At 52.9% G+C, this 20,039-nt stretch carries 20 protein-coding genes, 1 tRNA gene and 2 pseudogenes; 12 read left to right on the top strand and 11 right to left on the bottom strand.

What is annotated here, in order from left to right; genetic code table 11:
- Window positions 1–419 precede the first annotated feature (419 nt).
- Together ACVCAM_RS03005 and ACVCAM_RS03000 are read right to left on the bottom strand one after the other, a co-directional pair.
- Window positions 420–722 carry a hypothetical protein gene (locus ACVCAM_RS03005; RefSeq protein WP_239658872.1) on the bottom strand — a complete coding sequence of 101 codons (303 nt, stop codon included), beginning with the start codon at window positions 720–722 and terminating at the stop codon, window positions 420–422.
- Between the two features lie 9 nt (window positions 723–731).
- Complete coding sequence (locus ACVCAM_RS03000; RefSeq protein WP_025912653.1) at window positions 732–1,061, bottom strand: hypothetical protein; 330 nt, start codon at window positions 1,059–1,061, stop codon at window positions 732–734.
- A gap of 656 nt (window positions 1,062–1,717) precedes the next feature.
- On the opposite strand from ACVCAM_RS03000, the gene ACVCAM_RS02995 reads away from it, so the two are divergent.
- The 3 genes and pseudogenes from ACVCAM_RS02995 to ACVCAM_RS02985 all read left to right on the top strand — a co-directional run.
- Window positions 1,718–1,912: a hypothetical protein gene (locus ACVCAM_RS02995; protein ID WP_025912651.1), complete on the top strand. Its 195-nt coding sequence runs from the start codon at window positions 1,718–1,720 to the stop codon at window positions 1,910–1,912.
- Window positions 1,913–1,930: 18 nt separating this feature from the next.
- A complete protein-coding gene (locus ACVCAM_RS02990) occupies window positions 1,931–3,034 on the top strand; it encodes an acyltransferase family protein (RefSeq protein ID WP_084832426.1) in 1,104 nt (367 codons plus the stop codon).
- 206 nt (window positions 3,035–3,240) lie between these two features.
- Window positions 3,241–3,404 (top strand): annotated as a pseudogene (locus tag ACVCAM_RS02985) (IS3 family transposase); the annotation flags it as partial.
- Here ACVCAM_RS02985 and ACVCAM_RS02980 read toward each other — a convergent pair.
- A pseudogene (locus ACVCAM_RS02980) lies at window positions 3,392–3,517 on the bottom strand (Arm DNA-binding domain-containing protein); the annotation flags it as partial. The pseudogenes ACVCAM_RS02985 and ACVCAM_RS02980 sit on opposite strands and share 13 nt — an antisense overlap.
- A gap of 208 nt (window positions 3,518–3,725) precedes the next feature.
- Window positions 3,726–3,802, bottom strand: a tRNA-Arg gene (locus ACVCAM_RS02975).
- A gap of 278 nt (window positions 3,803–4,080) precedes the next feature.
- Between ACVCAM_RS02975 and ACVCAM_RS02970 the strand changes: the two genes are divergently transcribed.
- The 3 genes from ACVCAM_RS02970 (at window position 4,081) to fimZ (ending at window position 6,965) form a co-directional block, all read left to right on the top strand.
- On the top strand, window positions 4,081–4,779 hold the full coding sequence (locus ACVCAM_RS02970; protein ID WP_163341742.1) for an EAL domain-containing protein: 699 nt from the start codon (window positions 4,081–4,083) through the stop codon (window positions 4,777–4,779).
- Window positions 4,780–4,803: 24 nt separating this feature from the next.
- On the top strand, window positions 4,804–5,532 hold the full coding sequence (locus tag ACVCAM_RS02965; RefSeq protein ID WP_248244692.1) for a helix-turn-helix transcriptional regulator: 729 nt from the start codon (window positions 4,804–4,806) through the stop codon (window positions 5,530–5,532).
- Between the two features lie 800 nt (window positions 5,533–6,332).
- A complete protein-coding gene (gene fimZ, locus ACVCAM_RS02960; protein WP_008499339.1) occupies window positions 6,333–6,965 on the top strand; it encodes a fimbria biosynthesis transcriptional regulator FimZ in 633 nt (210 codons plus the stop codon).
- Between the two features lie 51 nt (window positions 6,966–7,016).
- Here the strand turns inward: fimZ and sfmF are convergent, their stop codons facing one another.
- The 6 genes from sfmF to fimA all read right to left on the bottom strand — a co-directional run bounded on the left by sfmF (window position 7,017) and on the right by fimA (window position 13,028).
- The gene (sfmF, locus tag ACVCAM_RS02955; RefSeq protein WP_008499338.1) at window positions 7,017–7,538 is read right to left on the bottom strand and encodes a fimbria assembly protein; all 522 of its coding nucleotides are present in this window, start codon (window positions 7,536–7,538) and stop codon (window positions 7,017–7,019) included.
- A gap of 9 nt (window positions 7,539–7,547) precedes the next feature.
- A complete protein-coding gene (gene fimH, locus ACVCAM_RS02950; RefSeq protein WP_021241603.1) occupies window positions 7,548–8,555 on the bottom strand; it encodes a type 1 fimbria D-mannose specific adhesin FimH in 1,008 nt (335 codons plus the stop codon).
- Window positions 8,548–11,109 carry a fimbrial biogenesis usher protein gene (locus tag ACVCAM_RS02945; RefSeq protein ID WP_045352681.1) on the bottom strand — a complete coding sequence of 854 codons (2,562 nt, stop codon included), beginning with the start codon at window positions 11,107–11,109 and terminating at the stop codon, window positions 8,548–8,550. Before ACVCAM_RS02945 ends, fimH begins: the two co-directional genes overlap by 8 nt.
- A gap of 14 nt (window positions 11,110–11,123) precedes the next feature.
- The gene (gene fimC / locus ACVCAM_RS02940; RefSeq protein WP_023326827.1) at window positions 11,124–11,816 is read right to left on the bottom strand and encodes a type 1 fimbria chaperone FimC; all 693 of its coding nucleotides are present in this window, start codon (window positions 11,814–11,816) and stop codon (window positions 11,124–11,126) included.
- A gap of 34 nt (window positions 11,817–11,850) precedes the next feature.
- The gene (gene fimI / locus ACVCAM_RS02935; RefSeq protein ID WP_008499334.1) at window positions 11,851–12,396 is read right to left on the bottom strand and encodes a type 1 fimbrial protein subunit FimI; all 546 of its coding nucleotides are present in this window, start codon (window positions 12,394–12,396) and stop codon (window positions 11,851–11,853) included.
- Window positions 12,397–12,464: 68 nt separating this feature from the next.
- Complete coding sequence (gene fimA, locus ACVCAM_RS02930; RefSeq protein ID WP_008499333.1) at window positions 12,465–13,028, bottom strand: type 1 fimbrial major subunit FimA; 564 nt, start codon at window positions 13,026–13,028, stop codon at window positions 12,465–12,467.
- A gap of 309 nt (window positions 13,029–13,337) precedes the next feature.
- Here fimA and folD point away from each other — a divergent pair, with 309 nt between their 5' ends.
- The 5 genes from folD to ACVCAM_RS02905 all read left to right on the top strand — a co-directional run bounded on the left by folD (window position 13,338) and on the right by ACVCAM_RS02905 (window position 17,896).
- The gene (gene folD, locus ACVCAM_RS02925) at window positions 13,338–14,204 is read left to right on the top strand and encodes a bifunctional methylenetetrahydrofolate dehydrogenase/methenyltetrahydrofolate cyclohydrolase FolD (RefSeq protein WP_008499332.1); all 867 of its coding nucleotides are present in this window, start codon (window positions 13,338–13,340) and stop codon (window positions 14,202–14,204) included.
- A 1-nt stretch (window position 14,205) separates the two neighbouring features.
- A complete protein-coding gene (ybcJ, locus tag ACVCAM_RS02920) occupies window positions 14,206–14,418 on the top strand; it encodes a ribosome-associated protein YbcJ (RefSeq protein WP_004143016.1) in 213 nt (70 codons plus the stop codon).
- Window positions 14,419–14,701: 283 nt separating this feature from the next.
- Window positions 14,702–16,201: a PTS transporter subunit EIIC gene (locus ACVCAM_RS02915; protein ID WP_008499331.1), complete on the top strand. Its 1,500-nt coding sequence runs from the start codon at window positions 14,702–14,704 to the stop codon at window positions 16,199–16,201.
- An 83-nt stretch (window positions 16,202–16,284) separates the two neighbouring features.
- The gene (malI, locus tag ACVCAM_RS02910) at window positions 16,285–17,301 is read left to right on the top strand and encodes a Mal regulon transcriptional regulator MalI (protein WP_008499330.1); all 1,017 of its coding nucleotides are present in this window, start codon (window positions 16,285–16,287) and stop codon (window positions 17,299–17,301) included.
- A gap of 73 nt (window positions 17,302–17,374) precedes the next feature.
- A complete protein-coding gene (locus ACVCAM_RS02905; RefSeq protein ID WP_023343520.1) occupies window positions 17,375–17,896 on the top strand; it encodes a metal-dependent hydrolase in 522 nt (173 codons plus the stop codon).
- An 86-nt stretch (window positions 17,897–17,982) separates the two neighbouring features.
- Here the strand turns inward: ACVCAM_RS02905 and cysS are convergent, their stop codons facing one another.
- On the bottom strand, window positions 17,983–19,368 hold the full coding sequence (gene cysS, locus ACVCAM_RS02900; RefSeq protein ID WP_213801636.1) for a cysteine--tRNA ligase: 1,386 nt from the start codon (window positions 19,366–19,368) through the stop codon (window positions 17,983–17,985).
- Between the two features lie 174 nt (window positions 19,369–19,542).
- On the opposite strand from cysS, the gene ppiB reads away from it, so the two are divergent.
- Window positions 19,543–20,037, top strand: coding sequence for a peptidylprolyl isomerase B (gene ppiB / locus ACVCAM_RS02895; protein WP_008499327.1), 495 nt, complete (start codon window positions 19,543–19,545; stop codon window positions 20,035–20,037).
- Window positions 20,038–20,039 lie beyond the last annotated feature (2 nt).

Below are 20,039 nucleotides of genomic sequence, written 5' to 3'. Positions count from 1 at the left end.
TAACAGAAAAAAAAGAATAAAAAATTCGGCCACAGGGCATTAAAAATATGATTCCCTTCATGTCATTATCTCGTTACCGCACCTGTCGATCTCAAGTGTAAGTATCTCCAGCGTTCTCAGGTTCAGGCTTCGATTCGACCATTTCACCTCGCTGTCCAGAGCGGTTACCCGTTGCTTGCTCGGGGTCATTGCCAGGTTTTCTGCTTGGAATAAAGCGCGATGCGTCTTCAAATACGTGTTCATCCCGGTTGGCAGAGCCAAGGCATAACAACACGCTATCCCTACCTATAGTTCACCCTCCTGAAAATGCACAGAAGACGCAACCTTCCGCCTCCCCATCTGAAGCGGGGATTCAAAGCGCATCGTTTCGCGTACTATTTTTTCATCCGCAGCGTGTTATTTCTGATAACCTTCTGCAATTACGGATGCAGTGCCAGCATACAGAGCACGTTTCCGGTTAACGCTTCGCTGGTTTCACTCCCACCAATCAGTATAGTGACGTGGTCCGTGATAAACCGCTCATAGAGCATATTCTCCTCTCCGCCATATCCTTTCAGCAGGCTGCTATAAAACAGCGAGTAGTAACCTTCTCTGTGCGCCTGTGCGGGCTGGCGAAAGCTATCATCCAGATGGAAGAGCGCTTTTATCAGCATCTGCAGCCCCTCACGATCGATGGTGCAGGGATCCAGCAATAGCCTGATGGAACTCTTCTCTAGCTCCACCACCTCCTGTTACGCCTGCGTCAGGTTAAGCCACGCGGTGAAGAGCTTTCCCCATAGCGCCGCAATCTGACGAACTCCGTCAAACGGACGAGCCGTAGGTAAAACGTCTACCACTGAATGTGATTCGTGTGAGATGAGTTGAGTTAAAGCCTCCCAAGGTTCGCCGATAAACAGGGCCTGCAGAGCCTTAAGGTGCACGCGATAAACACTGCCCTCCTCAAAAAGGACAATTCCGTGCAGAAGATCCCAAAGCAGGGGCGGAAAGTTAAAAGACTCTTTTTCCAGCGCAGCATGCACGTCTTCAGAGACACCTGAAGAGACGAACGCACGCTCCTTCATTACCTGATACACGTCCTGATAGCGGGTAAGCACTCATGTTTTTCCGAGTCGCGTCACTAGCTGGTGGTTTCACATATGGTAATAAACGTCGTGAAGATTTTCTTGAAAGACAGGTGGGGCATTATTAAGTCGAACAGCTTTGTCGAGCTTTGCCATGGATGCGCTCTCATAACAGGATTAATCACCATTGAGTTAAGCAGGGATATGTTTCAGTTCAAGTATGGCGCTGGAGCTATGAGGGATTTCAGGGATCAAATGGCTCTCCTAAAGGGTGCGAACCCGCGACAGACGGTTTAGAAGAACGTAGAGAACTAGTTAATGCACTGTAATATAATTAGTTTTCCCACACTCTCAACGCCTTTGTGCCATTATGTGTCGTTACTTTCCATCTCGTTTCGTCGTGATTCAACCATGTATGAAACATCTGTGACACGTAGAGTACACAGCCATGCCTCATGGTTTAACTGTGTAATTTCCTTCATACAGCATCGGACAATCATTTAACTCTACTTAACGTGAGGAACTGGAATGATCAAGTGGTGATCATGTTGCACTTGAATGGTAGACTGCCGCCTATCCAGAAACTGCTCTGCTTGCCATAATGTTACCGCATACACAATGGCCAATATGGGATCAATTAATTTAAGGCATAAAATATGACGGAGTCAAAATCTAATAACCTCGTGCGTTTTGCTGCTCTTGAGTGTGTTATAGGGTTATTTAATGTCTATAGCCGAAGTAATACGGTTGTGATTTTAACCGAAATGGTTACGATGGCAATGTGGCTTCAAATGGATTATGGTTCTATTGTGTCCATTCCTAAAAAGCGCATTAAAACAACAATACTTTAATATGTAGTTATAGGATCAATGATGCATTATCTTAAAGAATATGTAATCTATTTTTTTGTGCTATTAGTTACTCTTTATATAGTATCTAGAATTATTAAGATAGAGCCTGACAATCAAAAATATAGTTCATTCGATGGTGCTAGAGGTATCTGCGCCTCTATGGTCGCCATATTTCATATTTTCTGGAGGGATGGCAGTCATGACACAGAGTATTGGTCACTTGATTATATTTCCTCAAGCAAAACCGTTCACTACATTCTTCTTACCGGTGAGCTATCTGTCGGGATATTCTTCATACTTTCTGCTTTTCTTTTTTTCAGAAAGGCGATGGCGAAAACATTTAATTTTGAAGAGTTTTATGTTTCCAGAATCATGAGGATTTACCCGCCAGTAGCTTTTTCTATAATAATGATTTATGCATCATCCTATTTAATATCCCCAAACCATTCATATCAGATTAATGATCTAATTCAGTCATTGCCTTCGCTTTTTAATTACCCGATGACGCGTATCAATGACATACCTCTCGTAATAATGAATTCCGGTGTTCTTTGGACAATGGTGTGGGAGCTAAGACTATATGTTGCCATACCTATCATATTCATATTATTAAAAAGATTCCCTTACCCCAAATCTTTTGTGCTGATATCTATGTCCTATGTTGTCTACCAATGGTACTTTATAAGTAAAGATATTCAATTGAGCTATGTAATGTACTTTCTTGCTGGCTTTATGGTTGCAACTATAAAAAAAGAAATTAAGTTACATGATTCAATCAGTTCAATTATACTTTTTTTCGCTGTTATGTTGATAGGAAAGGCATATGATGTAATAACTCCATTATTAATGATGGTTGTTTTTTATACTCTTAAGTGCGGATGTACATACTTTGGTATACTTACGTGCAAACCAGTTAGAGTCCTTGGTGCCTGTAGTTTCTCAATTTACCTAATCCATGGAATTCCTCAGGCCGTATCTAAATACTATTTGTATGATGAGGGTTATATGATTTGGAAATTGGTATCTGTAGCAACCTTAGGTGTTATTGCCCCTATAATGTACAAATACATTGAAAAACCCACAATGCATATAAATCTGTTAGCCGCGCAGAAGGTTTCTTAAATAATATTGTAAAAAGGGGCGTACTCAGCCCCTTTTTTACCCATTGTTGAAATTTTGTATGTTTTAACTCAAAAAATAGGATGCTAATAATTTTTTTCCATTTTATATCTTCTAGTGTGCAGATGTGCCAATCATTGAAGGGGTTTACTGAATTTAGCCACCTGACACAGGTGAAATGCTCACCTCAAAACAACACAAAAGCACCAATTAAAAGAAGAAATTTTAGCTCTGAATTCAAACGCGTATCAGCTCATCTCGTTGTCGACCAACATAACACCGTCTCTGATGCTACAAGGCTATGGATACTGGACTTTCCACGATGACTAAATGGGTCAAACAACAACGTGATGAGTATCAGGGCAAAACGCCAATAGACAGGAGTTTTTCTTTTCCTGCGAGCCAGTACTTCAGACGCCAGTATCTGGAACCATTCGGTTTAACAAACAGATACAGGGCACCGCCATCCGCCAGTTTGAAGGGCACGTCCTAAGGTTTAGCTGTGCTGACCTGGCGTGCCGTTAACTGCATTGGAGGTATCTCTTTCCATTGAACCAGTATATGCACCCGAATATCCCCTCGGATTGGTATCGATTTCAATACAATTTAGTAGACGTAGGGAGAGCGAGATTTAGCTGAATAGCTTGGTATTACTGGATTGAGTAGACTTTGAGAGACGTTAGTAGAAATGAAATGGCACGCCCTGTAGGATTCGAACCTACGACCTACGGCTTAGAAGGCCGTTGCTCTATCCAACTGAGCTAAGGGCGCACTGAGAAGCGTGTACTTCGCGGCGGTGAAACGCGAAGAATTATACGGTCAATGGCAGGTGAGTCAATGCCTTTTCCGTTTTCAGGGCCAATTACCGCTAGCCGATTGTAAATACGGCTATTTTCTCAACATTCCGCCCTGTTTTACCGTAAAATTTAGCGCTGCGAAAAGGCTTAGTTGCATTTAAGTAACGCCTGCTGTTTTCCTGAACGTCAGCTCGTCACACTAGAGCCAGGTATCCCGGCCGCCTGGAGGCTGACAGACAACAGGACAATGGAGTGACAGCGCAAAACCTGATCGATACGCCCCCCCGGTTACAGTACCTCTCTCAGGACATCGTCGGCATTAAGCTTGAGCCTATCGTCACCCTCGCCTCTTTGCGGCAGGTTGGCGTCGAGGTCCTTAGCGTCCTGGCCGATACGCGGCACAGTGAGGATTTTTTTTGCGATCGGTCCGCTGGCTGGTCGCTAACGCTGCTTGAGGCGCAGCTTGCTGCGTTAAAAAATACGCCGCACGGTCATAACCTTTTTATTAATCTGCCGATAACCGTCCTGACAGAGCCTGCGTCCTTCCAGCGGCTCATCAGACTCCCCTGCGTGCCGCTCAATATTGAGCTTGTCGACCTTGCGGCTTTTTTGGCGCTGTCCGTCGCGCAGAAGCAGCGCGTGGTTCAGAATCTGCAGCAGCTGAGCAGACAGGGGCACGCTATCTGGCTGGATGACATTGATGATGTCTTAGTGCAGTCGTTTTTATCCTGTCGACTTCCGTTAAGCGGCATAAAAATAGATAAGGAAGCATTCTGGCGTTTACGCGACACCCCTGCGCTGAGGCAACTGGTTTCCCTTTGCTTTCAGCTTGCCGGGAAAGTGCTTATCGAAGGTATTGAGACTGAACGCGATCGTACCTGGGCACTGCAGGCAGGCGCAGACTTCGGCCAGGGATATTACTGGCCGTCCTGGACATGGCCGGAGGATTAAAACGCCATTTCCAGGAGGGAGACCATGCGAATGACAGTGCGCCGTTACCGGCGGCGGCGTACAGGAAGTGATGCACTGGGATTTACGCGCTCACCTTTTGCTCCCCCCTTTTTCGACCGGCTCGAATTTTTGAGCCAGTCCATCAGCCAGCCCCGCAAAACAGACGCCCCGTTTATTCTCCTGGTGACGGAGGATCATTTCCTGCGCACCGGTTTTCTCAACGGGCAGTTTCCCCTGAGCAGCTGCTGCGATTTCGCCACGCTGGACGACGCCCTTGTCGCGCAGACGCAATGGCCCTCCGCCCGTCTGGTCGTCGATATTGAAAGCCGGTCAACGGGGCTTCTGGAGAAACTGGAGCAGTTGAGAAGGCAGAGCCTGTTTCCTCCGTTCCTGACGCCCTGGCTGTTAGTCCGGGCCGATAATTACGACACCCGCCTTTTCTGCAAAGCGGCAGGTCCCTTTCATGTGCTTGAGCGCCAGCTGAACGCCGCGGCACTCCAGCACAGCCTGCTGGATGCCCGCCCGCCACAGGGCTCCGACAAAGACTGGTTCAACCGCAATGAATGGCCGATCCTGCAGGAACTTTCCCGGGGCAAGACGTTACGTCAGATTGCCCTTATGCAGAATCGTCCGTATAGCCGCATTATCTATCGCCTTAGCTGCATCCTGGTGAAGCTGGGGCTGAGTCATCGACAGGAATTGTTGCATCTTCTTAATAACCTCTCAGACTGCACGTTTTCACTCACGTCCTAACCCCTTATTTCCTAAAGCGCTTTAAGAATTTACTTACCATTCGTGTTTCAAAAATGTTAATTTTTAACAATAAAGTCGAAATTATAACTATTCCTAATTTATGGGCGAGAACCTTGTGAAATGCCACAAATTGAACGAACGGCAGCACTTTCCTCCATCCGTTAAGTGAATGCAGACAGCGTTAACAAGATGATAATGATGTAAAAACAAGCAGCTTAGCGACTGCGCCCTGGAGGGAAAAGCGAAGCAGATAGCATGTTCTCCTGTGCAGGAGTTGCGGAGCTGAAGGTCAACCTTCACGCTTTCAGATGAAGGTCTGACGGCCTGCGAGGGCAATTGTTCACCTCATCAGACCGGGCGAGTCCCCCAAAATGATGCGTATTTTTGTTAACAATTGATCAACATACAGAGATATCTGTTATTTTTTGTTATTACATAAAGATGAAAATATGCGGTAAATGGGATAACAGGATATTTCCGCTAAATTTAAAAAAATAGCGATTCAGATCCAGAAGATAATACAAACCAATATCCTGTGATTAATTTACAGGGTTTTCGGAAAAAACTTACCCTGTATAATAAGAAGCGTACCAAATCTGAATAAGAAAAACCTTTTTGCCAACACCAGCCAAATGAGATGACCGCGCTGAGGCATAGTTCTTTTCATTACGTAAACAAGGATGCTTTCGCTCTTTCCAGGGAAATACTACGGTATAGGGATCTGCACATTATATCCTTCCGGCATTTCGAGAGTTTTACCAAACTCTGCATAACGCTTTTAACAATCTGAGGCATTAAAAATGAAACCGGCATCCGTTATCATTATGGACGAACATCCTATCGTCAGAATGTCGATAGAAGTCCTGCTACAGAAAAATAAGAATATCACAGTCAAGCTCAAGTCTGGCGATAGCCATGAAGTCCTTGACTGTATCCGTAATCACCCTATCGATCTGGTGATCCTTGACATTGAACTCACAGGCACGGATGCTTTCGCTTTACTTAAGAGAATCAGAAACTTAAACAAAGACATTAAGGTTCTGTTCCTCTCATCTAAATCAGAGTTATTTTACGCGGGTCGCGCCATTCGCGCCGGGGCAAATGGCTTCGTCAGTAAACGAAAAGATTTGGGTGAGATCTACAACGCCGTAGAAATGATCCTGATGGGCTATTCCTTTTTCCCATCGGAAACGCTGAACTTTATAAACCATTTGGGTTCAGGGAAAGGGATGGCAGTCGATATGCCATTATCAAATCGCGAGGTCACGGTATTACGCTATCTGGCGAATGGATTATCCAATAAGGAAATTGCTGAACAGCTACTATTAAGCAACAAAACCATTAGCGCGCATAAATCCAATATTTATTCCAAGCTGGGCGTGCAAAGCATCGTGGAATTAATTGATTACGCCAAAGCGCACGAGCTGCTTTAACCTGAATTCACTCCCTGCAGCTTATCTGAGCTGCAGGGAGTGCGGTCAGTGCTAATTATAGTTAATCATAAAGGTGGCATCCGCATCGGCTCGTCCGGGCTGAGGGTTATCTGCAGTGGCAATATAATTGGCATAAAACGACAATGTTGCATTCCCCTGCGCATCAACCGAGACCGGCTGGCTGGCCTGCTGGAGAGCCAGACGCGTTTTATCCGCATCCCTGATCTCTACCGCGACACGGCTCGCTGTACTGGCGTCGTTCAGCGCCAGCAAACCGTTATTGCTCCCGTCGGCTTTACCCGAAAACGTAATCGACGCGGCACCCGGCGGACAGCCGGTCAGCTTCAGCGTAAACGGCATGGGCTGCGTGCGGCTCCCGGTGGTGCTGAGCTGTTTCGTGGGCCAGGTGCCCAGCGTGACGGTCTTGTCGCTGTCGCTGCCTTCCGCGACGCAGGTAAAATCGACAATATTGCCGTAGAGCCGAATGTTAATTTCGCCCAACGCGGTGTCCGCCTGAGCCTGTGTGCAAAGCGCAAAGAGCGCCACGGTGAGAAAACGGATCCCGTTTCGCATATCGGCTCCTTAGTCGTAATCCACGCGCAAATACCCGCGCGAGGTGAAACGCCCTTCCGCTGGCTTGTTGCCCGTCACGCTCACTGGCCAGACGCGGATCCCCACCTTTGCCTGCGCGCTGTCGTCGAGGCGGAACGGAATTTTGCTTGTCAGGTTGTTAGGCGTTAGCGGCGCACCGCTCTCGTTGGCAATGATGAACCCGACGTCCGGGTTATCCGACACCAGCACATTATCAGAGACTTTCTCCGCCTCTACGCGCATCGTCAGCATGGCGTTCGCCTCGACGTTGGTGCATTTGATCGCAATGGTTTTGCTTTGCGATGAGACGCCCTCCGGTTTGTTACCTACGCCCGCCTTGCTGAACAAGGAGGCACCAATGTCGCCGAAATCAAACTCCACCACGTTTCCGGCGTTGATAGCGCAGCTTTGCGGCACCTGAATGGTACCGCTGTAGCTGATGGTATAGACCGGCGTGGTGAGCGGATCCGAGGAGGTGGTGGTGACGTAAACGCGGAACATGGTGGCACGCGGGATCACGACCATATTAATAAAACGTCGGGTTACCTTAAGGCGGAAGACAAGGCTGGAGTCCTGAACGCCAAACGGTCTGTTTTTGGAGACGTTAGGATGGCTCCCCATCTGGATATAGTTTTTTGGCGGATAAAACACGCCAGCATAGCTGTCCGTGATTTTCATGGCCCCGTCCAGATAGTCGTTCAGCTTCAGATACTGATAGCCATCGCTCGTTCCCGTAACCTGATAATCGGTCACATAGCTACGCTTGGTGGTATTCCCGACCGTGCCCTTCGGGCAGACGGCATTGACCCCTACCCACTGCGACTTCTCGCTGAGCGTCACGACCTGTCCAATCTGGTTATTCGAGCTATTGAATTTGTCCGTCAGGTCGTAATGCACTTCCGTCGGCACGCCTTTTTCATTGACGCACACGGTGGCGAATGCGTTTGCCGCAGGCAGTAGCGCCAGAAGCGACAAGCCTAAGATGTGGGTTTTATTCACAGCGAATCCCCTTCATTGTGATTGCCTGTTGCAGGCTCTTTTCAGGCAAGCTGTAAGGCGCGCGACACTGGGACTGCGCCCCGTCGCCCCACTGGATCAGCAGCTCGCCCTCCAGCGGCAGCCCGCTCAGGTAAATTTGCCCGTCGTCCCCCACCATGCTGGTGACACCGCTCCGGGTCTCACGGACCACCGCACCAAACGGCACGGGCTGGTTGCCGCGCGTTACCGTCAGCAGGGCGCGCACGCCAATGCGGGTATCAAAGCTGGCGCGCACCAGCGCGCCTTTGGTCGGCACCACGCTGCTCACGTTGTTTTCGATGTCGGTGTTGTTGCTCATGGTGTTGGTATCCAGCGCCACGCGGTTATAGCGGTAGACGGTGGCATACGGCATCACCGCATAGCCTCGCCAGTCGGTTCTCACGCCGGTCTGGTTTTCCACGCTGACGCCGGATGCCCCCGGCGCTTTGATCAGCACGTTGGTGTCGCCCAGCGGCTGGCTGAAGGTCACGCCGTCGGCATGACCGACGACCCCGCCGGAGAGCTGCCAGTTGAGATCGTGCTGATCGTCGCTGTAGTTGTAGCCCACGCCCAATGTGCCGTAGGTCGCCTGCCAGTTGGCGCTGGCGCTTCCGCTTGACCCGTTGGTGCTGGTGTGTCCCTGAGTCACGCTGTAGTTCAGGTTGCGGTCCTCCAGCAGCGTGCCGCTGACGCCGGTTTGCCAGCTCGTGTCGCCATCGCTGTTCCGACTGGCGGATGCCGTGGCGTAGGCCCTGTCGATGGCGCTGTCCCGGCGATAGCCCTGACGGGTAAAGATACTGAACGGCACGGAGACGTTAAACGACGCGATCCGGTCGGTGCCGTCGATCCCGACGGATTTGTTCCACGACCACGAAACGGAGTAGTTGATCCCCTTCATGCCCCCCGCATACCCCAGCTGGTACCAGAGGTTCGACTCGTCGGTACCCCAGTAGGTCTGCTCGCTGCCGGAGATATAGACCGAGCCGTAATCCCCCAGCGACTGAGAAACGTTAAGCTGGAAGCGGCCTTTTTTATTCCACGTCAGGTTGTGATAGCTCTGCACGTCCGGCACATCGTTATCGTCCTGGCTGTCGGCATACTGATAGCCTTCCATTGAGCGCCATGCCACATCGTCCAGGGTGTAAAACCCTTTTGTGGAATAGCGGTAGCCCAGCAGCTGGAAGTTGGTGCCAAAGCCGTTAAGGGATTTCGCATAGAGGAAGCGCAGGGACTGTCCTTCATGCTTGCTGTCGTCCGCGAGCTGGCTGCGGGCGTGAGTGATATCGAGCGAAACCGCGCCCCAGTCGCCCAGGTTTTTTCCGGCCCCGACGGCGACCGCGGTATAGCGTGACGCCAGCTGCGTCCCGCCGTAGAGCGTAAAGCCGTTGGCAAGCCCGGTAATCAGGGTGCCCTGGGTGAAGAACGGCGTATCCTGATCGCTGTTACCGCTGCGGTAATCCCCCGCGACGAGGTCATACTTCCAGCGCCCTTCACGCTGCAGAAGCGGCACGGTGGAGTACGGCACGGTATAGCGCTGCTGGGTACCGTCTTTCTCTTCTACCGTCACTTCCAGGTCACCGCTTGAGGAGGTGGGGTTGAGATCGGTAATCGCAAATGCGCCCGGCTGCACATAGCTTTGATAGATCACGTAGCCATTCTGACGCACCACCACTTTGGCGGGCGTCCGGGCGATCCCGCGCACAGTGGGCGCGTAGCCCTGCAGGCTGTCCGGATACATGCTGTCAGACGAGAAGAGCCGTCCGCCGCGGAACCCCATGCTGTCGAAGACGTCATTGCCGGTATTGCTGTCGCCCAGGACCAGTTCGCTTTTCAGCGGGATCACGGTGCGCTGCGCCCAGGTGCCAATATTCTGCCACTCGCTGTGCCGCTGCCCGTTGGTCTGCGTGTATCGCCATGCGCCGTTGTTACGTAAACGCCAGGCGCCGTAGTTCAGCCCGCTCTGCAGGTTGAGGTAATAGCTGTCGTCTTCGCTGCCCCGGTTGCCCGTAAAGCTGTAGTTCAGCAGCGCGGCGGGAATGCCTTCATCCCACTGTTCCGGCGGAATGTAGCCCCGGGCGCTGTTCTGCAATGCCACCTGCGGCAGGCTGACGTTCAGGCGCTGTGAGGCAAAGTTGAATACCGTTTCGCTACCGGGAATGGCCGTGGTCAACGGGACGCAGGCCTCACCCTGGATTTTAGCCAGCTCGGGAAACGCCGCAACGTTGACGCCAAAGCGGTCCAGCATCGCGCGCGTAATACACGGCGATAGCCCGCCCGCCACCGGCGGCGTGTTCTCTGCCTGCTCAAAACGCACGTCCTGAGTCCCGATAAATTCATCGTTACGCCAGATATCCACGCGATAAACGCCGGGTGCCTGCTGGTGTCCTTGTTCAAAACGCGACAAATCCGCCACGCTGGCGGTGTCGTCGGACAGGAAGGCCGGGTTGAAATAGCTTTCGCTCCAGCCAGCCTGCGGCCAGAGCGCAGCCATCAGCGCCAGCGCAACCGGGCAGTAACGTCCCTGATGGTTTTTCATCGCCCTGACTCTGCTCACAGGTTGACGCTACGCGCCGGCGTGATGGCACCGTAGTCATTCACGCTCTGCCAGGAGAGCGTGCCGCCGGCACCGGCTGGCAGCACCTGCTGTGCCGCGCTTTTCGGCGCCACCATCAGGTTATCCAGCGTCTTCCCGCCCAGCTTCAGATTGACGAGGGTGATGTAATACGGAGACGCGTTGCTGACTTTGAGATGGTTACCCGCGCGCTCAAACCGCAGCTGGGAAAGCGCCTCTTCCGGCTGCATTGCCAGGTTGTTCGGGCGCACAAACAGCTTGATGCGCGAGAGAATAGCCAGCTGCAGCACGTTATTGTTTTCCGTTTTGGCTTTGTTCACTGACGGGATCGCTTTCACGTTCATGTAAAACAGCGATTCACGGTCGGCAGGCAGCGCAGGCCCGGCGTAAATAATGCGCAGCGTGTTTTCACTGTCCGGCTCGCTAACAAACAGGGGCGGCGTGACGGCAAACGTTTTTTCTTTTTGCCCGTTCGCATTTTCGATCCACGCGTTAATTAAATAGCGTTCCTGTTTATTGCTGTTGGTGATCGCCAGCGACGTTTGCTTCGCGTCCGCCGGGTAAATAACGCGGGTGGCTCCCAGCGCAATACCGCCGGATGCATTCGCGCAGGCAGAAACCATCATTAAAATAAACGATAAAAAAAGTCCTGGTTTAATTAGGGTATTCATCACAACCGTACCTTTAATAATGTGTTCGCAGGTGTTATGGATAAATCAACGTAAACCAGACATCCGACTGAATTTTGCCTGGCTCTAGGTGTTCGGAAATAGCCCGATAGCGGGCGCTAAAATGGAACGCCAGCTCGCGGGTATCGATCGGCAGCCAGCTGACGGCCGTGGCATTTGGGATAATCTGACGCTGCTGCTCGTCAAAGAGCGCCAGCCCAACGCCGCTGCTGACGGGCGTTTCACCTGGTCGCGATGTCGCCAGAAAGACCTGAGGATCTTCTGCGGGTGTGGCCCCCTGAAACTGGATCCCCACGGTGCGCGAAACATCAACGCTGCAGTCCAGCAGCCGTACGGTGAAAGGCACATTCACCGTAGAAAAACTGCCCACGCCGGAAAATGAATTGGTTCGGTACTGCCCCATATCGATGCGCATATTCTGGCTGTCGGGCGCCACGGCGCAGCCGCCGTTCACCAGTTCACCTCTGAGATGAACCTTGCCGCCTTCGATCACCACGGTATGCGCCGATGCCGGGCAAGCCATCGCAAGGGTTAACAGCAGTAGTGTTCCTGTCCTTGTCATCCTTTGTTCCTGGCAATAGCGTATGACGGGCCTCGTCCCTGAGGCCTGAACATCCCTGTGCGGAGGAATTATTCGTATTTCATTACGAAGGTGGCGTCAGCGTTCGCCTGGCCTGGCTCGGTAGTCGCAGCCGTGGATTTATAACGCGCGGTGAACTTCAGGGTGTTCGTCCCTTCGATCAGCGTCTGCGCAGCAGAGAAGGTCGCACCGTCTGGGGTCAGAACGCTGGATTTGCTGTCGAGGATCTCGATACCCACGCCTTTCGCGGTGTTGTCGTTGCTGCCGGAGGTGACGGCCAGCAGGGTTTTGTCGGTTGGGTCGATCTGACCGGTGAACGCAACAGCGGCAGTTTTGGCCACCAGCGGATCGCAATCGTTCAGTTCAATGTTGAACGGAATATTAGAGGTGGTGTCGCCCACTTTGGTGAATTTCGCGGTACGATACTGACCCAGATTAACGGTCTGCTCGGAAGAATCAGTATTTACTGAACAAGCCGCATTAACCAGCTCACCTTTAAAATGTACGGTACCGCCATTTACGGAAACCGGCGCAGCAGGATCCGCTGCATTTGCGGCACCCGCAACCAGGGCCAAAGTTGCAATAACAGTAGAAGCAATGTTGCTGAGTTTCATGTCTATTCCTTTAAAATGTAAATAACCCTTCCCGCGAAAAATCGGGAATAAGAAATACGTTCAATTGAGTAATTGAAAGCTTATTTCGGAGGAGACAAAGTAGCTCAGGAGGTGATTTTTAAATATGTCAAAACGCTGCCATTTTACCAGGTCACATCCTAATCCCGCCTAAGAAATTGACCATCCCTTAAGAAGGGTTTTTGCGTCTTGCGGATAAAAACGCGCAAAGGGTGACTGACAGCGGGGCTCGCTTCTGACAAAATACACGCATCCCCCCTTTCGAACGTTACAGACGGAATCTTCTCTCTGATGGCAGCAAAGATTATTGACGGTAAAACGATTGCGCAGCAGGTGCGCTCTGAGGTCGCGGAAAAAGTGAAGGCGCGTAAAGCTGCCGGAAAACGCGCCCCCGGGCTGGCCGTTGTGCTGGTTGGCAGTAACCCGGCATCGCAGATTTATGTCGGCAGCAAGCGCAAAGCGTGTGAAGAGGTGGGGTTCGTCTCCCGCTCTTACGATTTGCCGGAAACCACCAGCGAAGCAGAACTGCTGGAACTTATTGACACTCTGAACGCCGATAAAGAGATCGACGGTATTCTGGTTCAGCTGCCGCTGCCCGCCGGTATCGACAACGTGAAGGTGCTGGAGCGTATTGCACCGGATAAAGACGTGGACGGTTTCCATCCGTACAACGTTGGCCGCCTGTGCCAGCGCGCGCCGCGCCTGCGTCCGTGCACGCCGCGCGGTATCGTGACGCTGCTGGAGCGTTATAACATCGATACTTACGGCCTGAACGCCGTGGTCATCGGCGCGTCCAACATCGTGGGCCGCCCGATGAGCATGGAGCTGCTGCTGGCCGGCTGCACCACCACCGTTACCCACCGCTTCACCAAAAACCTGCGTCACCACGTTGAGAACGCCGATCTGCTGATCGTCGCGGTCGGTAAGCCGGGCTTTATTCCAGGTGAATGGATTAAAGAGGGCGCAATTGTCGTGGACGTCGGGATTAACCGTCTGGAAAACGGCAAAGTGGTCGGCGACGTGGTGTATGAAGATGCCGCCGCGCGCGCCTCTTACATTACCCCCGTACCGGGCGGCGTAGGCCCGATGACCGTCGCAACGCTGATTCAGAATACCCTGCAGGCATGCGAAGAATATCACGACGTAGAGGACGCGTAAGATGGCCACATTTTCATTAGGCAAACACCCGCACGTTGAGCTGTGCGATCTGCTCAAGCTGGAAGGCTGGAGCGAAAGCGGCGCGCAGGCGAAAATTGCCATTGCCGACGGGCTTGTCAAAGTGGACGGTGCGGTGGAAACCCGCAAGCGCTGCAAGATTGTCGCGGGCCAGACCGTGAGCTTTGAAGGCCAGAGCGTGACCGTGACGGCGTAAGCCGTTTGATGCCCGGTGGCGCTGCGCTTACCGGGCCTACGTACTGTCTCCGTTTGTAGGCCGGGTAAGGCGAAGCCGCCACCCGGCAATTTCTTTCTCTATCCCCTCATACTCATCACGGTTATTTATCGATCCACTTCAAATAATCAGTATTTCGTCTGTTGAAAAGTGAAAATTCAGTTGCGCGTTTTTCACGCTTTGCCCACGATAAGTAGAACGTTCTACTAAAACGTTCTACTTACAATAACAGCGCCAAAAAAAGCGCTACTCGGGGGAAATCAGCATGAGTCTGATATCAGGGTTTGTTAAATCGCTGTCTAAGTTATCGATGATTGGTCGCGCCTTAATGCTGCCAATTTCACTGCTTCCCGCTGCGGGCCTGCTGCTGGCCTTCGGCGATAAGTTCCATCTGCCGCTGATGATGAACGCGGGCGGGGTTATCTTTGATAACCTGCCGATGCTGTTTGCCATTGGCTCTGCCGTGGGCCTGGCGTCAGAATCCGGCATTGCGGCGCTGTCTGCGGCGGTGTCGGTGTTTGTCACCAATATCACCATCAGCACCGTGCTGAGCATCACGCCGGAAATGGCCTCTCAGGGCGGGAAATACGCCATGGTGGTGGGCATTCCGACGCTGCAGATGGGCGTCTTCGGCGGCCTGATCTGCGGTATTCTCGCGGCCTGGTGCTATAACCGCTTCCACACCATGCAGCTTCCGGAATTCCTTGGCTTCTTCTCCGGCAAGCGCTTCGTGGCGATTGCAACGGCGTTCCTCTCGTTCCTGATGGGGCTGCTGCTGCCGTACGTGTGGCAGCATATCCAGGCCGGTATCGACGCCCTCTCCGTGGTCGTTAACGGCGATAATCAGGCGGCCTCGACCTTTATCTTCGGTCTGGTGGAGCGCGCGCTGATCCCGCTCGGTCTGCACCATATCTGGTATCCGTCGTTCTGGTATTCGTTTGGGGATTACACCACCCAGGCAGGCCAGGTGATCCACGGCGACCAGACCATCTGGTTCAAGATGCTGGAAGAAGGCGTGAAATCCTTCAGCAGCGATACCTACCAGAACGCCGGTAAGTTCATGCAGGGTGAATTCCCGCTGATGCTGTTCGCGCTGCCTGCGGCGTGCCTGGCGATGTATCACGAAGCCCATACGAAGAATAAGAAAATCGCGGCCGGTATTCTGTTCTCCGCGGCGCTGACCTGCTTCCTGACGGGGATCACCGAACCGGTTGAGTTTACCTTTATCTTCGTGGCGCCGATTCTGTACGTCTTTAACGCCATCATGGCGGGTCTGGCCTACATGACCATGTACCTGCTGCATGCGCATATCGCCAAGTCGTTCTCTGCAGGCTTTATCGACTATCTGTCATTCGGGATCCTGCCGTCGTTTAACGGCTACCAGACCCACTTCCTGAGCGCCATTATCATCGGCATTCCAATGGGCCTGATTTATTACTTCACGTTCCGCTTTGTGATCCGTCGTTTCGACGTGAAAACGCCGGGCCGCACCGAAGTAACCGCCAACGCGGATGAAAAATCGGATTCTGAACTCGCGACCGAGATCATCACCCTGCTGGGCGGCGCGCATAACATTGACTCCGTCGGCGCCTGTATCACCCGCCTGCGTCTGGAAGTGGCAAAAAGCGACGCGGTAGATAAAGACGGTCTTAACGGACTCGGCGCGCGCGGCGTGGTGTTTGTCGGCGACAACGGCATTCAGGTGATTTTCGGTGCCAGAGCACAGTTTATCGCCCAGACCATGTCCACCATGATCGGCAAATAATAAGATGCCTGAACGACACGTCTCCTGTACGCTGGGAGGCGTGTTTTATCTGGCTGATAATCGGTAAATTTCAGGGAGCGGTTTTGAAGAAAGTCAGCATTATTGATGTTGCAAAGCACGCGGGCGTGTCGGTTTCCACCGTCTCGCTGGTGCTGCGCCAGAAAGGGAAAATCTCAGAGGCAACGATCGAGAAGGTCAACGCTGCCATCAATACCCTGGGCTATGTTCATAACGTTGCCGCTGCCAACCTTCGCGCCAATACCTCTAATCTGATTGGCCTGATCCTTCGCGACTTTAGCGACAGCTTCTCCATCAAGGTGATGGCGAGCATTGTTCAGGATCTTGAAAAACAGGGGTATATGGTTTTTCTCGGTCAGCCCCAGAACGACCATGACCAGCTTGAGCGCTGCCTGCTGTCGTTTAAGCAGCAGGGCGTCGCCGGGGTGATCTATCTGGCCTCGGATACCCGCACCTCTACCCTGCCGGAAAAGATTCGCCACTGCCCGCTGCCGCTGGTGGTGGTCTCGCAGTCGCTGCTGGATGAAAAATGCAATCTGGTGATGCGCGATAACCGACAGGCGGCCAGTCTGGCGGTGCGTTATCTTATCGAGCGCGGTCATCGTAATATCGCCTACATAGGCGGACGGGAAGGCTGCCTTATCCGCGAGCAGCGCCTGCTCGGCTTTCGCAGCGCGATGGCGCAAAACGGGCTGGTCTGGCGCGATGAATACTCGCCGGCCTGCAGCGATGACACGCTGGCAGCGGGTTTTGCCACCCGCCAGCTGCTGGAAAAAAACAACACCATCACCGCCCTGCTCTGCCACTCGCCGGATGCCATGATCGGCTCCATCTCCGGTATTCATCAGGTCGGGCGTACGGTGGGTAAAGATGTGTTTCTGACGCAGCAGGTCGCCCTGGTCGGTTTCGAAGATATGCTCCACGTTAACCTCACCTCACCCTCGTTTACCTACGTCTCGTCCGCCAGCGAAGAGACGGGGCGTCAGGCGGCCGGGCTGATTATTCGCACGCTGAAGGAGCCGACGCTGCAAACCCAGCGCATTACGCTTTCCGGGCAGCTTATCGCACGCGAGTCGGCGTAAAATCAGAATTTCGCACAGGTTTTTTAGCGCGGAATGACTGCTATATTTCCATGATTTGCCATGGATAATCACAATGCCTACCGTCATTACACACGCTGCTGTTCCGCTTTGCCTGGGCTTAGGCCTGGGGACAAAAGTTATCCCCCCCCGCCTGCTGTTTGCCGGGATTGTTCTCGCCATGCTGCCGGACGCCGACGTGCTGGCGTTCAAGTTCGGCGTCGCGTACGGCAACGTTTTCGGCCATCGCGGCTTTACCCACTCCCTGCTGTTTGCCTTCGTGGTGCCGATACTTTGCGTACTGACTGGACGACGATGGTTCAGGACCAGCCTGACGCGATGCTGGCTGTTTTTAACCGTGTCACTGCTCTCGCACAGCCTGCTGGATTCGATTACCACAGGCGGGAAAGGCGTCGGCTGGCTGTGGCCGTGGTCAGATGAACGCTTCTTTGCGCCGTGGCAGGTGATCAAGGTCGCGCCGTTTGCGCTCTCACGCTATACCACGCCGTACGGGCATCAGGTGATTATTTCAGAACTGCTGTGGGTGTGGCTGCCGGGTGTGGTGCTGATGGGGTTGCTGTGGTGGAAAAGAAGGTAAAAAAAAGCCGGGTGGCGGCTGCGCCTTACCCGGCCTACTTTTGCCCGTAGGCCCGGCAAGCGTAAGCGTCACCGGGCGTTACAGACTTACTTACGGCGCCAGGTCGTTCCCTGCGGGCCGTCCTCCAGGATGATGCCCATCTCGGTCAGACGGTTACGCGCCGCATCGGCCGCCGCCCAGTCTTTCGCCTGACGCGCTTCCAGACGCGCTTTGATCAACGCTTCAATCTCCGCCACTTCACCGTCGTCCGCCTGCGCACCGCTCTGCAGGAACGCGTCCGGCTCCTGCTCCAGCAGGCCAAGCACGGCAGAGAGCTTACGCAGATGTGACGCCAGCGCATTCGCGGCCGCCATATCCTCGGACTTCAGGCGGTTCACTTCGCGCGCCATGTCGAACAGCACGGAGTAGGCTTCCGGGGTGTTGAAGTCGTCGTTCATCACCTCAACGAAGCGCGCTTCGAACGCTTCGCCGCCTGCCGCCGGAACAGACTTGTCGGTTCCGCGCAGCGCGGTGTAAAGACGCTCCAGCGCCGAGCGCGCCTGCTTCAGGTTCTCTTCGCTGTAGTTCAGCTGGCTGCGATAGTGGCCAGACATCAGGAAGTAGCGCACGGTTTCCGCGTCGTAATACTTCAGCACGTCGCGCACGGTAAAGAAGTTACCCAGCGATTTCGACATCTTCTCGCGGTCAACCATTACCATCCCGGAGTGCATCCAGTAGTTCACGTACTCGCCGCCGTGGGCGCAGGTGGACTGCGCGATTTCGTTTTCGTGGTGCGGGAACATCAGGTCTGAACCGCCGCCGTGAATGTCGAAGTGCTTGCCCAGCTGCTTGCAGTTCATCGCGGAACATTCAATGTGCCAGCCCGGACGGCCGTCGCCCCACGGGGATGGCCAGCTTGGTTCACCCTCTTTGGACATCTTCCACAGCACGAAGTCCATCGGGTTACGCTTCACGTCAACCACGTCAACGCGGGCACCGGCCTGGAGCTGGTCCAGATCCTGACGGGAAAGCGCACCGTAGGTTGGGTCCGTCGGCACGGAGAACATCACGTCGCCGTTGTCGGCAACATACGCGTGACCGCGGGCGATCAGCTTTTCGGTGATCTCGATGATTTCGTGAATATGGTGGGTCGCGCGCGGCTCGGTGTCCGGACGCAGAATATTCAGGGCGTCGAAGTCTTTGTGCATCTCAGCGATCATGCGATCCACCAGCGCGACAAAGCTTTCGCCGTTTTCATTCGCGCGCTTGATGATCTTATCGTCGATGTCGGTGATGTTGCGCACGTATTTCAGCTTGTACCCCAGAAAACGCAGGTAGCGTGACACCACGTCGAAGGCGACAAAGGTACGGCCATGGCCAATGTGACAGAGATCGTAAACCGTAATACCACACACGTACATGCCGACTTCCCCGGCATGGATAGGTTTAAATTCCTCTTTTTGGCGCGTCATTGTATTAAAGATTTTTAACATCGAAGATTCCATGTAAACACGTGTGTGGTTGAAAACCGGCTATTCTACCCGTAATTCAAACCCGAAGCAGCACACAATGCAAGGTGATCGCATCCTGTGGTTATGCTATAACAAGCCCCTATAGATGACCCGAAGGCGGGTCGACGTACCACAATAACGGAACAGGATGCAAAAATGGTTACTTTCCACACTAATCATGGCGATATCGTAATCAAAACCTTTGATGACAAAGCGCCTGAAACAGTTAAAAACTTCCTGGACTACTGCCGCGAAGGTTTCTACAACAACACCATTTTCCACCGCGTGATCAACGGTTTCATGATCCAGGGCGGCGGTTTCGAACCTGGCATGAACCAGAAAGCCACTAAAGAGCCGATCAAGAACGAAGCGAACAACGGCCTGAAAAACACCCGCGGCACGCTGGCGATGGCGCGTACTCAGGCACCTCACTCTGCTACTGCACAGTTCTTCATTAACGTGGCGGACAACGACTTCCTGAACTTCTCCGGCGAAAGCCTGCAGGGTTGGGGCTACTGCGTATTCGCAGAAGTGGTTGAAGGTATGGACGTGGTTGACAAGATCAAAGCCGTCTCTACTGGCCGCAGCGGTATGCACCAGGACGTTCCAAAAGAAGACGTTGTGATTACCAGCGTGACCGTCAGCGAGTAATT

Source organism: Enterobacter sp. CFEC122, from assembly GCF_052983755.1.
Note: the sequence above shows the minus strand (reverse complement) of the source record. Positions and strands in the feature narration are given on the sequence as shown.

Excerpts from the sequence above, each read along its gene's own strand:
- ACVCAM_RS02905 (WP_023343520.1), top strand. The coding sequence starts at position 17,375 with ATGCCTACCGTCATTACACACGCTGCTGTTCCGCTTTGCCTGGGCTTA.
- fimZ (WP_008499339.1), top strand. The coding sequence starts at position 6,333 with ATGAAACCGGCATCCGTTATCATTATGGACGAACATCCTATCGTCAGA.
- fimI (WP_008499334.1), bottom strand. The coding sequence starts at position 12,396 with ATGACAAGGACAGGAACACTACTGCTGTTAACCCTTGCGATGGCTTGC.
- ybcJ (WP_004143016.1), top strand. The coding sequence starts at position 14,206 with ATGGCCACATTTTCATTAGGCAAACACCCGCACGTTGAGCTGTGCGAT.
- fimC (WP_023326827.1), bottom strand. The coding sequence starts at position 11,816 with ATGAATACCCTAATTAAACCAGGACTTTTTTTATCGTTTATTTTAATG.
- ACVCAM_RS03000 (WP_025912653.1), bottom strand. The coding sequence starts at position 1,061 with ATGAAGGAGCGTGCGTTCGTCTCTTCAGGTGTCTCTGAAGACGTGCAT.
- fimA (WP_008499333.1), bottom strand. The coding sequence starts at position 13,028 with ATGAAACTCAGCAACATTGCTTCTACTGTTATTGCAACTTTGGCCCTG.
- ACVCAM_RS02995 (WP_025912651.1), top strand. The coding sequence starts at position 1,718 with ATGACGGAGTCAAAATCTAATAACCTCGTGCGTTTTGCTGCTCTTGAG.
- ACVCAM_RS02965 (WP_248244692.1), top strand. The coding sequence starts at position 4,804 with ATGCGAATGACAGTGCGCCGTTACCGGCGGCGGCGTACAGGAAGTGAT.
- ACVCAM_RS02915 (WP_008499331.1), top strand. The coding sequence starts at position 14,702 with ATGAGTCTGATATCAGGGTTTGTTAAATCGCTGTCTAAGTTATCGATG.
- ACVCAM_RS02990 (WP_084832426.1), top strand. The coding sequence starts at position 1,931 with ATGATGCATTATCTTAAAGAATATGTAATCTATTTTTTTGTGCTATTA.
- sfmF (WP_008499338.1), bottom strand. The coding sequence starts at position 7,538 with ATGCGAAACGGGATCCGTTTTCTCACCGTGGCGCTCTTTGCGCTTTGC.
- ppiB (WP_008499327.1), top strand. The coding sequence starts at position 19,543 with ATGGTTACTTTCCACACTAATCATGGCGATATCGTAATCAAAACCTTT.
- ACVCAM_RS02945 (WP_045352681.1), bottom strand. The coding sequence starts at position 11,109 with ATGAAAAACCATCAGGGACGTTACTGCCCGGTTGCGCTGGCGCTGATG.
- folD (WP_008499332.1), top strand. The coding sequence starts at position 13,338 with ATGGCAGCAAAGATTATTGACGGTAAAACGATTGCGCAGCAGGTGCGC.
- cysS (WP_213801636.1), bottom strand. The coding sequence starts at position 19,368 with ATGTTAAAAATCTTTAATACAATGACGCGCCAAAAAGAGGAATTTAAA.